This window comes from Collinsella sp. OM04-5, from assembly GCF_003439125.1.
Taxonomy (GTDB): domain Bacteria; phylum Actinomycetota; class Coriobacteriia; order Coriobacteriales; family Coriobacteriaceae; genus Collinsella.
On sequence record NZ_QSUU01000011.1, the window covers coordinates 60484 to 75210 of the forward strand.

At 59.7% G+C, this 14727-nt stretch carries 13 protein-coding genes; 9 read left to right on the forward strand and 4 right to left on the reverse strand.

Translation table 11 applies throughout. The features are described from left to right. The first annotated feature begins 149 nt into the window (after positions 1 to 149). Positions 150 to 1139 (forward strand): hypothetical protein, encoded by a 990-nt coding sequence (locus DXB53_RS07585; RefSeq protein ID WP_089572154.1) that lies wholly within the window; start codon positions 150 to 152, stop codon positions 1137 to 1139. A 12-nt stretch (positions 1140 to 1151) separates the two neighbouring features. Here DXB53_RS07585 and DXB53_RS07590 read toward each other — a convergent pair whose 3' ends face one another. After that, positions 1152 to 2333: a cation diffusion facilitator family transporter gene (locus DXB53_RS07590; RefSeq protein ID WP_117583976.1), complete on the reverse strand. Its 1182-nt coding sequence runs from the start codon at positions 2331 to 2333 to the stop codon at positions 1152 to 1154. Between the two features lie 218 nt (positions 2334 to 2551). On the opposite strand from DXB53_RS07590, the gene DXB53_RS07595 reads away from it, so the two are divergent. Continuing rightward, positions 2552 to 3889, forward strand: coding sequence for a hypothetical protein (locus tag DXB53_RS07595; RefSeq protein WP_117583977.1), 1338 nt, complete (start codon positions 2552 to 2554; stop codon positions 3887 to 3889). Between the two features lie 114 nt (positions 3890 to 4003). Beyond that, positions 4004 to 4471 (forward strand): SHOCT domain-containing protein, encoded by a 468-nt coding sequence (locus DXB53_RS10065; protein WP_117583978.1) that lies wholly within the window; start codon positions 4004 to 4006, stop codon positions 4469 to 4471. A 94-nt stretch (positions 4472 to 4565) separates the two neighbouring features. Here the strand turns inward: DXB53_RS10065 and DXB53_RS07605 are convergent, their stop codons facing one another. Further along, entirely contained in the window at positions 4566 to 5006 is a 441-nt protein-coding gene (locus DXB53_RS07605; protein ID WP_117583979.1) for a helix-turn-helix domain-containing protein, read from the reverse strand. A gap of 88 nt (positions 5007 to 5094) precedes the next feature. Between DXB53_RS07605 and DXB53_RS07610 the strand changes: the two genes are divergently transcribed. Further along, positions 5095 to 5364 (forward strand): hypothetical protein, encoded by a 270-nt coding sequence (locus DXB53_RS07610; protein WP_117583980.1) that lies wholly within the window; start codon positions 5095 to 5097, stop codon positions 5362 to 5364. Between the two features lie 95 nt (positions 5365 to 5459). On the opposite strand, the gene DXB53_RS07615 is transcribed toward DXB53_RS07610, so the two are convergent. Continuing rightward, complete coding sequence (locus tag DXB53_RS07615; protein ID WP_117583981.1) at positions 5460 to 7949, reverse strand: phosphatidylinositol-specific phospholipase C; 2490 nt, start codon at positions 7947 to 7949, stop codon at positions 5460 to 5462. Positions 7950 to 8253: 304 nt separating this feature from the next. Beyond that, complete coding sequence (locus DXB53_RS07620; RefSeq protein WP_117583982.1) at positions 8254 to 8841, reverse strand: hypothetical protein; 588 nt, start codon at positions 8839 to 8841, stop codon at positions 8254 to 8256. Positions 8842 to 9149: 308 nt separating this feature from the next. On the opposite strand from DXB53_RS07620, the gene DXB53_RS07625 reads away from it, so the two are divergent. The 5 genes from DXB53_RS07625 (at position 9150) to DXB53_RS07645 (ending at position 14552) form a co-directional block, all read left to right on the forward strand. After that, a complete protein-coding gene (locus tag DXB53_RS07625; protein ID WP_158551663.1) occupies positions 9150 to 9782 on the forward strand; it encodes a cyclodeaminase/cyclohydrolase family protein in 633 nt (210 codons plus the stop codon). 2 nt (positions 9783 to 9784) lie between these two features. Further along, complete coding sequence (locus tag DXB53_RS07630; RefSeq protein WP_117583984.1) at positions 9785 to 10639, forward strand: bifunctional 5,10-methylenetetrahydrofolate dehydrogenase/5,10-methenyltetrahydrofolate cyclohydrolase; 855 nt, start codon at positions 9785 to 9787, stop codon at positions 10637 to 10639. Positions 10640 to 10740: 101 nt separating this feature from the next. Beyond that, complete coding sequence (locus DXB53_RS07635) at positions 10741 to 12264, forward strand: C69 family dipeptidase (protein ID WP_117583985.1); 1524 nt, start codon at positions 10741 to 10743, stop codon at positions 12262 to 12264. Between the two features lie 99 nt (positions 12265 to 12363). Continuing rightward, the gene (locus DXB53_RS07640) at positions 12364 to 12780 is read left to right on the forward strand and encodes a hypothetical protein (protein WP_117583986.1); all 417 of its coding nucleotides are present in this window, start codon (positions 12364 to 12366) and stop codon (positions 12778 to 12780) included. A gap of 8 nt (positions 12781 to 12788) precedes the next feature. Then, the gene (locus DXB53_RS07645; protein WP_117583987.1) at positions 12789 to 14552 is read left to right on the forward strand and encodes an AarF/ABC1/UbiB kinase family protein; all 1764 of its coding nucleotides are present in this window, start codon (positions 12789 to 12791) and stop codon (positions 14550 to 14552) included. Positions 14553 to 14727: the final 175 nt, after the last annotated feature.

The following is a 14727-nucleotide window of genomic DNA, read 5'->3' on the forward strand; positions in this document are numbered from 1 at the left end:
CCCGCCGTGCCCACAAGGCCCGGCGGGGCTTTTGTTTTCTAGCCGCGCTTGTCTTGTAGATATGGACGGGCTCTGTCCGTCACGGGCTTTTGCGCGGGTAGAATGCATGGATAACTTGATGCTTACGGGCGACGGAAAGGAATCGTTGCATGGATCAGGACAAGACAACCGTGATGGGCGGCTACGGTTCCGCGCAGGCTGGCGATAGCGCCGATGCGACCCGCGTTGTTCCCAACCCCGGTTATACCGACCCCGCCGCGACGCAGCCTTCTGCCGAGCCAACCCGGGTTATGGGCTATGGCGACACAGCGCGGGATTCTTATGCCGTATCTTCGCAAGGCCCCTATGGCAACGCAGCTCCGGACCCGTTTGATTACGCGCCGCAGGATTCTTATGCCGCCTCGACGCCGAATCCCTATGATGACCTGCCGCAAAATCCCATTCCGCAGCCTCAGCAGACGACGTATATGCCTCGCACGGCGCAGTCTCGCTACGAGTCGCGCGAGCCGTATCGCGAGTACCCCAAGTCGATTCCGCAATATGGCGAGGACGAGGAGAAGAAGCCGTCGCGTTCGTCGAGCGTGATCAAGAAGATCCTCATCGTGCTGGCGATCTTCTTTGCGCTGTCGGTTGTGTTTGCCATTGTGTCGGGCATGCTCAACAAGCGAGGGAGTTCAACGGCTGATACCGCTGCCGAGCAAACCGAGTCCGCCTCGTCTAGCACCGTCGATCTGAGCGATATCCCGGGGCAGTACTGGTCCAACGCCAAGAAACTTCTCAAGTCGCGCGGCGCCAATCTTTCGAATGCCGTGGTCCTGACTGATGATGGCTCAACGCCCGTCATCGATGCCAACTGGGTCGTTACTTCTGCTTACTATAACGACAGCGGCAACCTCGAAATTCAACTCACGCACAAGAATAGCTCGGGCAACTCGCCCGACGGCCAAAGCGGTACCGACAGCTCGAGTTCCAATACGCTGGAGGACTTGAGCAACAAGGCACAGGAGTTGGGAGACAAGGCGCAAGAGCTGGGCGATACGGCACAAAACCTGGGCGACACCGCGCAGAACTTGGGCGACATGGCGACGGGTGCCTGGAATGCACTGCAAAACGGCATCTCGGGCGCGCAGGGAAACTAGCTGTTAAGCGGGCTACAGCTGCTCGGCCGGACGGTCGGGCGAGCTAAAGCCCGAGTCAAACGTAACGACGCATGAGGCATTGGGTCGGCGCTCGTGCACGATGCGCGTGACGAGCTCCAACAGCTCCTCGTCGGATATGTCAAAGTCGTCGGGACGCACCAGGTCAAACGAAACGAACCCGTCGTGCTCGTGCAGGTCGTGGATGGAAAGCGCGGGGTCGATCTGCGCTACGCCGCGCTTGACCCAGCCGCGCAGGTCATCACCGGTTGTTGCGATGGGGTCGCAGTGCAGCGTAATGCCAATGCCCATCTGGCGTTTGATATCGTGCTCGATGGTGTCCAGAATCTCGTGGTGCTCAAAGGCATCACCCTCGCCGGGCATTTCCACGTGTGCGCTGGCAAACTGACGGCCGGGGCCGTAGTCGTGTACCATGAGGTCGTGCGTGCCCAGGACCTGGGGGTACGACATGATCCTGTCGCGGATTTCCTGGACGAGCTTGGGGTCGGGCGCTTGCCCCAGCAGCGGGCTGATGGCGTCGCGCACCAGGCCCATGCCGCTGATGCAAATGAAGACGCCCACGCCCAGGCCCGCCCAGCCGTCGAGGTCAAAGCCGGTCGTTTGCGAAATAAGCGCCGCTGCTAAGACCGAGCCCGAGGTGATGACATCGTTTTTGGAGTCCTGCGCCGTGGCGATGAGCGTCTCCGAGTCGATGCGGTCGCCCAGCGTGCGGTTAAACGCGGCCATCCAGAGCTTAACGAGCATGGACGCAGCCAGTGCCGCAAGGGAAACGAGCGTGTAGGCGGTGGGGGAGGGCTTGATGATCTTGGTAACGGACTCGAGCACCAGGTTGATGCCGACGGCACAAACGAGGACGGCGACAAACAGGCCGGCGAGGTATTCGTAGCGGCCGTGGCCATAGGGGTGGCCTTCGTCTGCCGGGCGGCTGGCAAGGCGGAATCCGAGCAGGCTCACGATGTTGCTCGAGGCGTCGGAGAGGTTGTTGAAGGCGTCGGCGATGAGCGAGACGGAGCCGGCGAGCAGGCCCGCGATGCCCTTGGCTAGGCACAGGGCAATGTTGAGGCCAATGCAGATAAGGCTTGCGGCAAAGCCCGCGTTGGTGCGACAAGTTGTATCGACCGGCTCGTCCTCACTGCCGGGAACAAGCGTATGTACCAGCCGATTTACAAATAGCATGGCAATCGTCCTCACAATCATGGTTAAGGGGATAGTGTAGCTCGCATGGGCGCACCGTGCGCCGATGCTCAGAAAATGCAGCAATGGTCTGCTGGTGCTAACGAGTGGGGCTTCTTGTCCGACCGGGTGCTCCATTTTGGGCCACATGGGTATGGGCATGTGCCTGCCCGCCCGACATACTTAATGTCGACAGCCCCTGCGCAAAGGAGGACGTATCCATGGACGAGATGTTTGCCATTAAATGCCAAAACTGCGGCGGCCCTATGTACTCACACCAGGCTAAACGCAGCTTTGAGTGCGCCTATTGCGGCACGGTCGTTCCGTGGCAGGCCGATGCGGGGGAGCCCAAGAGCGCCCTGGGCATTCGCCATACGCCACTGACGGTTGTCGATGGACTGCTTAAGCTCACCTATGTGTCGCAGCTCGAGCGCCCGGAGGACCCGGACTGGTATTTCTTCAATTCGTACTGGCGCAACCAGTCGGTTCTGGAGCATCTGCTGTGGGAGGACCGCGGCACGGCTCAAGAGTTCCAAGAGGCAGCGCACGTGAGCATTCCCTGCCCCTTCTGCGGTGCGTCCTTTGAGGGGTCATCGACCCAGCGCGTGTTTGAGTGCCCGTCCTGCGGTAATACGATCGGCGTTGCCGACCTGCTCAAACCCGGTACCTTTAGCAAGCGCCTGACTATGGGCGTTGGTGCGGAGTATGTACCTGAGCAGGGTATTCCCTGCGAAATCTCGCCGCAGCAGGCACGTGCCAACGCGCTGCAGCTGGTGCGCCAGTACCCCGACGCCTTTGCCGGGCACGACGTGGAAGACGCGATTCAAAATGACATGATGCTCTTCTACTTCCCCATGGCGCTCGCGGATCTACGCATGATGGCGTCCTTCCCGGGCAAGGGGCTGAGCAAGGAGACCCTGGTGTACTACGAGGTGCTCGACTGGGCGTATTCCAGGGCAAACTACCTGGACGTTCGCCTTATGGGGATTTTGGAGCCGTGGGACTTTGCCAAGGTTGGGCCGTTTGACCCGGCCATGCAGGAAGGTGACTTCCGCGTTGTCTCCGTCGATGCATCTACCAAGGACCAGGTGGTCATTGATAAGCTGGCGCTCGACATTGCCGGCAACGATGCCGAGGCGGTGCTGGGGCTCAATAAAAAGAGCATCCGCACCTGGGCGCGCAAGGCCCGCAAGCACAAGGATGGTTTGCTGATGGTGCCGGTCTACTTTGTCGATCGTCCGGCGACAGACAGCCGCGATGGCGAGCAGGTGCGCATTGCCGTAAACGGCCAGACGGGCCGCGCGGCCGCGGTGGTGTTTAGCGACAAGCGCGAGACGCATGTGGTGGCGCCACTCAACCCGAGCCTGCATCTGTCCGGTGAAAGCACTGTGCATGCCACGCCCATCGAGGTCAAATACGTTAAATCACCCTTCCTATATCAGATCGTGCGCCGTGGAGGCGGCGAGCAACCGCGCCAGGTTACAGCCGCCGTCGAGGGTTCCTACCGAGAAGAGAAGCCCAAGCGCCGTGGTCTTCTGGGTGCGCTATTTGGGAAGTAGGGAGTAGTGCCGGGGTGTCGGGCTGCATCACAAGGTCATTAGATGAATTTAAAAGTGCTGGGAACGTGCTAACATTGCCGATAGCCTTAATCTTGCAAAAGCGGAGGTCGGATTATGGGTTTTGCCGATCAGCAGCTTCAGATTCAGATACCGTATTCTCCTGACGACACGTTTAATGCCTTGAAGGCAGCTATGGAAAAGCTACCTAAAGTAAAAGTTGATAGCGCATCGCCCACAACAAGAACAGTTGCAGCCGAGATTGGTATGAGCCTTTGGTCCTGGGGTGAAAATGTCAGTATTTCGGTTGTTCCAGTTGAAGGTGGATCTGGCGTTACTGTCAACTCGTCATCTAAGGTCAGGACAAACGTACTAAACGGGGGCAAAAATGCAAAGAATATTGCCGAGATAGTCGATGCCCTATCGAAGGAGCTCGAGCAGTATCCGCAGGTTTCACAGACTATTGAGACGCTGGTGGATAGTGGTGATGTAGTTGCAAGGCCCGAGAGACTTGCAGCGCTGCGTGATAGTGGAGTACTTACCGAGGAAGAGTTTGCTGCAGAAAAGGCGAAAATCCTTTCGTAGTTAGACACGATGGTTGGATTTGCATTCTGGTATTGAACTTGTTTATACCAGGCTGAAAACATCGTGTGGAATAAAAGTGCGCAGTAGCCTCGCCTTATACAGCAATAGGGACCTCTTTGGGGCGTCCCGCCTTTGGTGCGTCGGCGAGTCGTGCCTCGATGGAAGCTTTGGACACCATTCGCTTGGTGCCATCCTTCCATGAATCCAACAGTTCAGCATTTATCAGTTGCGATACTCTTGCCGAGCTAACGCCAAGCATGCGCGCGGCATCCGCTGCGGTGACGGCGGGGGTATCGTTGAGTTCGCAACTGACGGCCACGGCGATAATTTTGCCACCGTGCTGCGGCTCGTGGCCAAAGTCCGGCGCAGGCAGGTCGACGCCACCCATAAGGTGATCGTCGACCATACATGCGAGAAAATCAGCGGCGCTTTCGACGGCGTCGTTTAGGTCGGAGCCGAACGTCCCACCTCCGCCCAGCGAGCCACATGGCACAGCGTCGACGACGCCGTCCGAATCAAAGACTCGAATTCCCATGTCACCTAGCGCCTTCGTGCGGGATTCCCGAAGTGACTAAAATGTGACCATAGAGGCAGTTTTAGCGAACCCCATGGGAGTGACACGCATGGACAACAACACCTTGCTGTTTCAGGACAAGGGTTCGGGTAGGTTTAAAGACGTCAAGATCTACCCTAACCGTATCGAGGTGCTCAAGAAGGGCGCTTTCGGCGGCAAGCACACCGAGATTGTCTACCTTAAGGACATCACGGGCGTCAATAGAATCAAAGGCCGCGATGTTTTTCTGCGTAACAGGCTGTTGACTGCTTGCGTCTTTAGCCTGAGCAGCCGTGCGAAGGCCCAGGAGTTTGTTAACGTGCTGAATATGGTGATGTAGCCTATGGCGGCGTTCGGGCCAAGGTAAAAATTGGGGGCACAGAACGGTGTCCTGCGCCCCTCGTCGGGTCGATGTGTCCAAAAGGGTCGGCTTGCCTATTCGCTAGCGCCTTCGCTGTCTTCGCGATCGTTGGCAAGCATTGCCGCGCCGGCGACCGCTGTCGCCACGGCGGCAGCGGCGAGCCCGGCGACGATGCCAGAGCCGTCGCCCGTGCCGGCGAGCTTCTCGCCCGATTCCTTGCTCTTGTTGCCCCTGCCGTTCTTGTTGGCGCTGCCCGCGTTGGTGCCGGTGCCGGTGTTGCCTGCACCGTCCGCGTTGCCCGAAGTCGTCACAGTAAAGCTTGCGGCTCCGTCGGTGGCGAGCGTGTAGTTTTGCGCCGCGTCGCCCAACAGGCCTTTCGCACGCACCCAATACGTCCCCGCGGCAAATGCCTCATCCTCGGCCATTGCCGTGCCCGGAGCGCCGTTTGCATCGTGCATAAACTCGAGCTGGGCGGTGCAGGCATCGCCTTCGAGCTTGCCGTCGAGCGGCGCCGCGATCTTTGCGCGCACGTCCTCGCCGGCCTTAAGGCCCTCGAGCCCTTCAAAGTGGGGCGTCAATGCGCGCGGGTCGATATCGATGGGCACGGAACCCTGCAGTTCCGTAACGGTCTCGTTGCCCAGGGCGTCGACATCCACGTATTCGATAGCAAACGTGTTGCCCGAAGCTGCCACGTTGAGTACGTTACTGCTGTCGACAAGGCGGAAACGACCCTCGCCAACGGTCTTTCCATCCCGGAGTGAGGCATCGCTCAACGAGTCGCCGTATGTCATGCGCATACGGGTCGGGAGGTAGTACGAAACGGTCTGCTTGTGCTTCGCATCGTAATTGCGCTGGTAGATGCTTCGGGCCAGTGCCGCATCAACAAAGTCGGACGCAATGATGCCAATGTGCTTGAGGCAGTCCTCCTTTGTGCTCTCATTTCCGGTGCTGTTTATATACTGGCTCTTGTATAGATGCTCGTTGACCACTCGTGCTGCGGTAAAAGGATTGCTTCCTTGCTTGTAGTTCGTGCAGCTGGTGTAGTTGATACACCAGCTGTGCTCCAGGACCTTTACCTTGGCCCCGTCATTGTCCTCGACGTCCACCATGATGCGGGCGAGCTTGGTTGTCTCCTGCAGCGCCATATCGACCCAGCCGATTTTGTCGGTTCCTGTGCATTCGTAATGGTCCTGGGCGTATACCTTGGTGCAATAGGGCTCTTCGTCACCCGTTTTCCCCACGGCTTCAAAGCCCCGCTCGTCTCGAACGAGACACATGGAGGTGCTGTCGGTGTGTGCTGCGATTTTGTCGTCCCATTGGGTGAGGTCGAGGCCCCATGTGTGGCTGCTTACGCTGTTGCCGGCGAGCCCAAACCGACGCAGCAGGACGATCTTTCCGCGCACCTCGCCCAGCGTGGGGATGCGACTCGATGTGTAGAACAGGTCGGGGTTCTCATCCAAAACCTTGCCAAAGGCCGTCGTGAGGCTTTCGTTGGTAGCCTCGCCATTGCCCCGCGACACGAGCATGATGAGCGCTTCTGTCGGGTTTTCGCTCAAAAACGTATTGAAGTACCCGATGACATCGGAGAGATGCATAAAGTTCCCGTCTTTTTTGAGCAGGTAACAAGCTCCGTGGTCGATGCCGGGGTCGCCGTTCTCGTCGTTCTTTCCAAGTCGGATATCAAAGTAGCGAATGCCTTCGAGCAACTGCGTGGGGATGTAATCCTGCTGGCATTTTGCTTGGGAGGATTGGGGCTCGGTGTCATTGTCCACGCTGCAGGTGCCCGAATCGTGCGTGCCCGGGATGCTCAGTTCGTCGAGGAACTTGCTGTTGTCGACGTATTTCATCCAACAGGGCCCGTCGACGTAGCTGCTGTACGTGATCCAGTCGAGGCTGCTAACCGTGGCATCGTTCTTTTTCATATCGTAACCGATAAGTTCGAGCTCCCACGGAATGCTCTTACTCTTATGGCAGATCTTATTGTTGTCCTGGTCTTTGCCGTCCGATTCTATTGCCAGGTACTTAATGTCTTTTTTCTCGGTTTCTTTCTCGACCGTGCGGTCTCGGATGATATAGGTTCCGTTTGACTGGCGTTTAAACGCAAAAGCGCGGCTGGGCTTGTCGTCATACTCGCCACTCCATACGTGGATGACCTTTCCATCTTTGTCCGAGTCGCCGTCGACCGACCAAATGCTGTAGCCCGTCTTTTTATGCTCTTCGAAATTGAGTAAGGTGCGGATGGCATACCAATTTGTATTATCTGCATCGGTCACTACGTGTTCAAGGATGAGTTTGCTGGACGTGCCGTCATTAAACAGGTGGCAGACGTTGCCGCGAACGTTGCCGTCTTGGTTGACGCTCGCGGTGCGAAAATAGCCCGCGGGGCGAAGGCGAATGATGAACTTGTCGAGGGTGGCCGCCGGTGTGGGCGTGTCTTCTGCAAATGCCGCGCGCACGGGAAGGCCCAGCGCCGCGGTTTCGGGCAGGCTTGCAAATGGCGACAATGCTGCGAGTCCTAGGCCCAGCGTAAATGCTCGACGACTGATGGCGTGGTGTTCGGTCATAACTCCTCCATTCGCGGGGTGCGGTTATGCGCTCGTTTTGGTCACTATACTGCCCGGATGTCTAAACGTGTTGGCTTAATTGTCTGCGCGGTGCTATTAATCGGCGGGCGGACGCGTTGGGGCGCTTGTCTATTTGTGTTGCTACCGCGCTGGGGGTGGTTTTGCCGTCCGGCACCCTCGCGTTCGCCGGCTATCGGCATAAGAAAGGGAGGGCCGGCGAGCCGATCCTCCCTTAGTACGAAACGCTGGGGCACCGCCGCTTGTTGGCGCTGCGCTCGTGTTTTTCGTTGCGCTCGCGAGTCGCTTAGCGCTTAATCTCGATATCGTCGAGCTTAACATCCATGGCCTCGGTCTTGGCCTTGGCGATATCATCGGCAAATTCCAGAGACTTCATCATGGTTTCGACGGCATCCTTGTGCTCCTCGACGTTGTCGATGCGCACGTAGACGCTGCCGCCGCCTGCTTCGGTGAAGTACTCAGTCGTCACGCCGCCCGAGTGTGTATAGGAAGCGTTGCGCCAAGTCTTGCCGTTGTACTTGACGGGGTCATTCTCGGTCCACTCAAAGCTGGCATTCCACTTTGCCTCGTAGTCGAACAGCTCGTCGGCGTTCTTGTCAGGATCGAAGACGGGGATGAAGCGATCGCTGGCGTGCTCGCTCTCGGTGAACTTAAACTGGGCCCTGTCGGCGGTATCGCCTGCGACGTCGGTGACCTCGACGCCCTCGGGGACCTCGACCTTAAACCAGATGAAGTCGGTCCTCATATCCACGGCTGGCTTTTCCGCACCGCCACCGCTGCCGGTAGCTCCACCGCTTCCGCCACAGCCCACCAGGGCAACTGCGGCAAAGAGACTCATGCAGAGGGTGAGAATCGCAAAGGCCTTCTTTTTCATGGTCGTGTCCTCCTCGATCTGTAACCGCCCATGGATTACCTGCCTTTACTGTACGCGCGGACGGCTCGCTAGGGTGGGCCATGTGTCCCATTCTGGGTGCCGGATTTGCGCCGTTAAGTGGCAATATGCGCGGGCGCAAAAGAGGGGAGGGCCGGTGCCGACGCCTATCGTTCGTCATAGAAATCCGCGATGGCCAGGTGTGCTGACGCTTATGTGCTTATGGGCTAGACTTAGCATCATTACGTGTTTGATGCGGTTGGCCGGCGGTTGCCGCCCGACCGATCTATATGACTTGAAGGTGCATGCGTATGAGCCAAGAGATGATGGACAAGACCTGTCGCGGGTTTGCCGAGGCGCTGGCCGCGCGCGAGCCGGTTCCCGGCGGTGGCAGCGCGAGCGCCTTTGTGGGCGCGCTGGGCGCCTCGCTGTGTGGAATGGTTGCCCGCTACGGTGCGACCAATCCCGCGCTTGCTGATCGTGCGGATGACCTGACGCGCGCGTTTGCCCAGGCTGATGAGCTGGCCCAGGAGCTTGTCGAGTTGGTTTCCGAGGACGTTCGTGCCTACAGGCGGGTGTCCGCGGCGTACGGTATTCCGCGTGACGATCCGGCTCGAGCGACCGCGATTCAGGATGCGCTGCATGTGGCAGCCATGCCGCCGTATCGCATTATGGATGCCTGCGGGCGCGCACTGGCGCTGCTCGAGGACATGGCCGATAAGGGTTCGCGTCAGCTGCTGTCCGATGTGGCGTGCGGCGCCGTGTTCTGCCGTGCCGCTATGCAGGGCGCGAGTTTGACGCTCTTTGCGAACACCACGTCTATGAAGGATCGCGCTCGTGCTGAGGAGCTCGAGACGGCGTGTGATGAGTTGCTCGACACATGGTTGCCGCGCGCCGATGCGCTGGCGCGCCGCGCCTCCGACGCTGCAAGGAAGAGGGGATAGCCATGGCTGAACTGCTGAAGGGTGCTCCCGTTGCTCGCGCTTTGACCGTGGAACATGCTGCTCGCTGCGCAGCCCTGCGCGAGCGCGGCGTTGTTCCGACGCTGGCCATCGTGCGTGTGGGCGAGCGCGAGGACGACCTGTCCTACGAGCGCGGCGCCCTCAAGCGCTGCGAAAAGGTTGGCATTGAGGCTCGCCGCATTTTGCTTCCCGCCGATGTTTTGCAGGACGAGTTGTTGGCCGCCATCGAGGACATCAATGCCGACCCCGCTGTTCATGGCTGCCTGATGTTTCGTCCGTTGCCCGCTGGGCTTGACGAGGATGCGGTTGCCGCGGCACTCGATCCCGCCAAGGATGTTGACTCCATGACGCCGGCCTCGCTGCTTACCACGCTTTCGGGGCGAGGCGAGGGCTTTGCTCCCTGCACGGCCGAGGCTGTGTTGGCGTTGCTGGACCATTACGACGTTGAGCTGGATGGGGCCAAGGTCGCGGTCGTCGGTCGATCGCTGGTGATTGGCCGTCCCGTTGCCGCCATGCTTACGGCTCGCAATGCCACGGTAACGACGTGCCATACGCATACGCGTGACTTGACTGCCGAGTGCCGTGCGGCTGATATTATGGTTGCGGCCGTTGGACGCGCGCGCACGATTGGCGCGGATGCGGTTCGCGATGGCCAGACGATTATCGATGTTGGCATTAATTGGGACGAGGCCGCTGGCAAGCTGGTCGGGGACGTTGATTTTGATGCTGCAGAGCCGGTTGTTGGTGCCATTACTCCCGTGCCGGGCGGCGTGGGGGCTGTGACCACCGCGATTCTCGCCAAGCACGTGATTGAGGCGGCGGAGCGCGCATCGAAATAGGCGTTTTTGACCACAGAGGTTGCCGAGGTCGCGGTTTCGCCCTTTTTGTGCCGAAGCGATACACTGTTGCCGTTTGATTTCTTCGCTCAAGGAGGATGCGCATGCCGTGCACAACGATTTTGGTTGGTAAGAACGCGAGTTACGACGGCTCGACGCTGGTTGCCCGCAACGAGGACTCGTCCAACGGGGTGTTTGAGCCCAAGCGCATGCGCGTGGTGCATCCCGACGAGCAGCCGCGCGTCTACACGAGCGTCCTGAGCCACCTGACCGTTGAGCTGCCCGATAACCCCATGCGCTACACGAGCGTTCCCGATGTTGTCCCGGGCCACGGCATCTGGGCGGAGGCCGGTTTCAACGAGCTCAATGTGGGCATGTCCGCAACCGAGACGCTCACCACCAACGAGCGCGTTCGCGGCGCCGACCCGCTCGTCGACTACGTGCCCGCCAAGGGCAAGGAGGGCGAGGACGGCTATGTTCCGGCGCAGCCCGGCGGTCTGGGCGAGGAGGACATGGTGACCCTGGTGCTGCCATATGCCAAATCCGCCCGCGACGGCGTACGCATTCTGGGCGACCTGCTCGAGCGCTATGGCACCTACGAGAACAACGGCATTGCCTTTAGCGACGTGGACGAGATCTGGTGGCTCGAGACCATCGGCGGCCACCACTGGATCGCCAAGCGCGTGCCCGATGACGCCTACGTGACCATGCCCAACCAGCTGGGTATCGACAGCTTTGACCTGGATGACGCCGAGGGCGCCCAGGCCGACCACATGTGCTCCGCCGACCTGCGCGCCTGGATGGCCGAGTGGCATCTGGACCTGACGCCGGGCGTTGAGGGCGACGGTCCGGCGACGGTCTTCAACCCGCGCGAGGCCTTTGGCTCGCACAGCGACAGCGACCATGTCTACAACACGCCGCGCGCGTGGTACATGCAGCGCTGCCTCAACCCCAGCGATGTGTGGGACGGTCCCGAGGCCGACTACACGCCCGAGAGCGACGATATCCCCTGGAGCCGCGTGCCCGAGCGCAAGGTGACCATCGAGGACATCAAGTACGTGCTTTCGAGCCACTACCAGGGCACGGAGTACGACTGCTACGGCAGCAAGGGCACGCCCGCCACACGCGGCGCCTATCGCCCCATCGGTATCAACCGCAACAGCCAGCTCGCCGTGCTGCAGCTGCGTCCCTATGCGCAGCCGGCCTATCGCGCCGTGCAGTGGATGGCGTTTGGCTCCAACTCGTTTAACGCGCTGGTTCCGCTGTACGCCAACGTCGAGACCATGCCCGAGTACTATGCCGACACGCAGGCTCGCGTGACGTCCGAAAACTTCTACTGGGCCAACCGCCTGATCGGCGCGCTGGCCGACGTCCGCTTCCATGAGTGCGGCCGCGCAGTCGAGGATTATCAGGAGAAGGTCGGCGGCATGGGCCACAAGCAGATTCATGACGTCGACGCTGCCGTAGCCGTTCTGCCCGAGGCCGAGGTGCCTGCCGAGCTTGCACGCGCCAACGAGGAGTTTGCCGAGCTCGTGCGCGTGGAGACCGATGCCCTGTTGGGCAAGGTGCTCTACACCACGAGCTGCGCCATGAAGAACTCTTTCGCGATGAACGACAACGTGAGATAGGGATTTCCCGTCGATCGAATAGCGCTAAAACGCTTTGTCGCTTTCACTCAATCTTGGGTACAAGAACGCCAATGCAGTTGTTTGTGATTGGAGACAACCATGGTTATGAAACTCGATCAGCTTGTTAACGGTGCCATCAACGTGGGCTTTGGCGCTGCCGCCGTTGCTGTCGAAGGCGGCAAGAAGGTCCTCGACGACCTTAACACCAAAGGCGAGCAGGTCCGCAAGGACACCGCCACCCCCGATATCGCCCGCAGCGTGTCCGACATGTTCGAGCAGGCCGGCGGTACCATCTCCGATCTGACCGAGCGCTTGGGCATGCAGGGCGAGACTGCGGCACAGCGCGTGCTCGACGAGCTCATCCTGGCTCGCGTCCGCGTTATGACCGCTCCCGAGCGCACGGCCTTCCTGGCCCATGTGCGCGACATCGTCGATTCGGTCGAGGACAACGTGACCTCGGTGCCCGTCGAGTCTGTTGAGCCCGACGATGCGAAGGATACCGAAGAGGCCGAGTAGCAGCGCAGATGGCAGATTCCACCACCGATTACAACAATCTAGATCCCTTGGGTGACGAGGCGGCGGTTGTCGATGAGGTCGATGCCGCCGTCTCGGGCGCTCGCAAGAAGCCGCGCGCTGTCGATATGGTCCCCGAGGAGCCCGACGCGATGGCGCCGGACGAGGAATACCAGCTCACGCCGGCGGGTCGTCGCGAACGCATCGGGCAGATTGTTCGCCTGGTCAAAAAGTACCGTGTGTGGGATAACCTCACGCCGGTTCGTTTGCGCCGCCTGCTCGAGGAACTCGGCCCCATGTTCGTCAAGATGGGGCAGATTCTGGCCAACCGGTCCGAGATTCTGCCGCAACGCTTTTGCGACGAGCTGCGTCGTCTGCGCTCCGACGTGGAGCCGGTGCCGTACGAGGTCGTACTCAGTTGTCTGGAAGAAGAATACGGCCTGCGCCTGGGGGAGATGTTCGACGCGATCGACCCCAATCCGCTCGGTAGCGCGTCGCTCGCGCAAGTGCACCGCGCTCGTCTGGTGACGGGCGAGGACGTGGCCGTCAAGGTGCAGCGCCCCGGTGCGCAGCAGGTTATGGCGCAGGACATCGATATCATCCGCTCGGTGGTGCGTATCGTTTCCAAGTTCGTCAACACCGATCAATTCGTTGACCTGCACGGCGTAGTCGAGGAGTTGTGGACCTCGTTTCGCGAGGAGACCAACTTTTTGGCCGAGGCCAAAAACCTCAACGACTTCTACGAGTTCCATAAGAGTGTTCATGGCGTGACGTGCCCTAAATCCTATCTGGACCTGTGCACCGAGCACGTGGTGGTTATGGACTACGTCGACGGCATTTCGATCGCCGATCCTGAACGCTTGGTGGCCGAGGGCTATGACTTGGAAAAGATCGGTGCCGCAATCGTCGAGGACTACTCGACGCAGGTGCTCGATGACGGCTTTTTCCATGCCGACCCGCATGCGGGAAACATCATTCTCAAGGACGGCATCGTTTACTTTATCGACTTGGGCATGGTCGGACGCATGTCGAGTCACGATCGCGGTATCGTCAAGGACATGATTTTCGCCGTGGCCGAGGGCGACGTGCCCAAGCTTAAGGATTCGCTCATGCGCTTCGCCGTGACGCGTGGCGACTCGGCTGAGCTCGATCATTCGGCCTTTTTGTCCGATTTGGACTTTATCGTGGCTGACTTTGCGGGCCTTGACCTGAAGGATCTGGATATCGGCGAGTTTTTGACCTCGCTGTTAAACCTGGCGCGCAAAAACGACGTTGAGCTGCCGAGCGTGGTGACGATGTTCGCGCGCGGCATGGTGACGCTTGAGGGTTTGCTGACCGAGTATATGCCCAACGTCAACATGATTCAGATTATCCAGGCGCACATCAAAAACGAAAAAAGCACCTATGCGCGCGTGCGCGACATGGGACGCGATCTTGCCGCGAGCAGCTATCGCGCGGCGAAGGGCTCGCTCGAGGCGGCCGAGTATCTGGGCTTGGCTTCGCGTATGCTCACGCGCGGCCAGCTTAAGGTGAACACGCAGATCATGAGCAGCGATAAGGCGCTGCGACAGCTAGGTGGGATTATCGACCGCATGTCGATGGCTATTGTGATCGCCGGCCTGTTTATCGGTTCGTCGGTGGTGTACTACGCGCGCATCGAGCCGGTTGTGTTCGGCATTCCGGTCATTGGCTTTTTGGGCTACGTGAGCGCGCTGGTGCTGGCACTTATGCTGGGCCGCGAGATTTGGCGCAACAGCCATGGCGGCAAGCGGTAACGATTTCCCGGGGTCGGGGGAAACGGGTTATTTTGCTCGGCACCCCATCCCCACCCTTTTCTATCGCAAACCATAGCTTTTACCTTGGGCTTCGCCTGTGTGCGGGGCCCTTTTGCGTGCTACCATATTGACGTTAATAATCGATGGCCTAGATGGTGGTGCGGAGACGCACGAA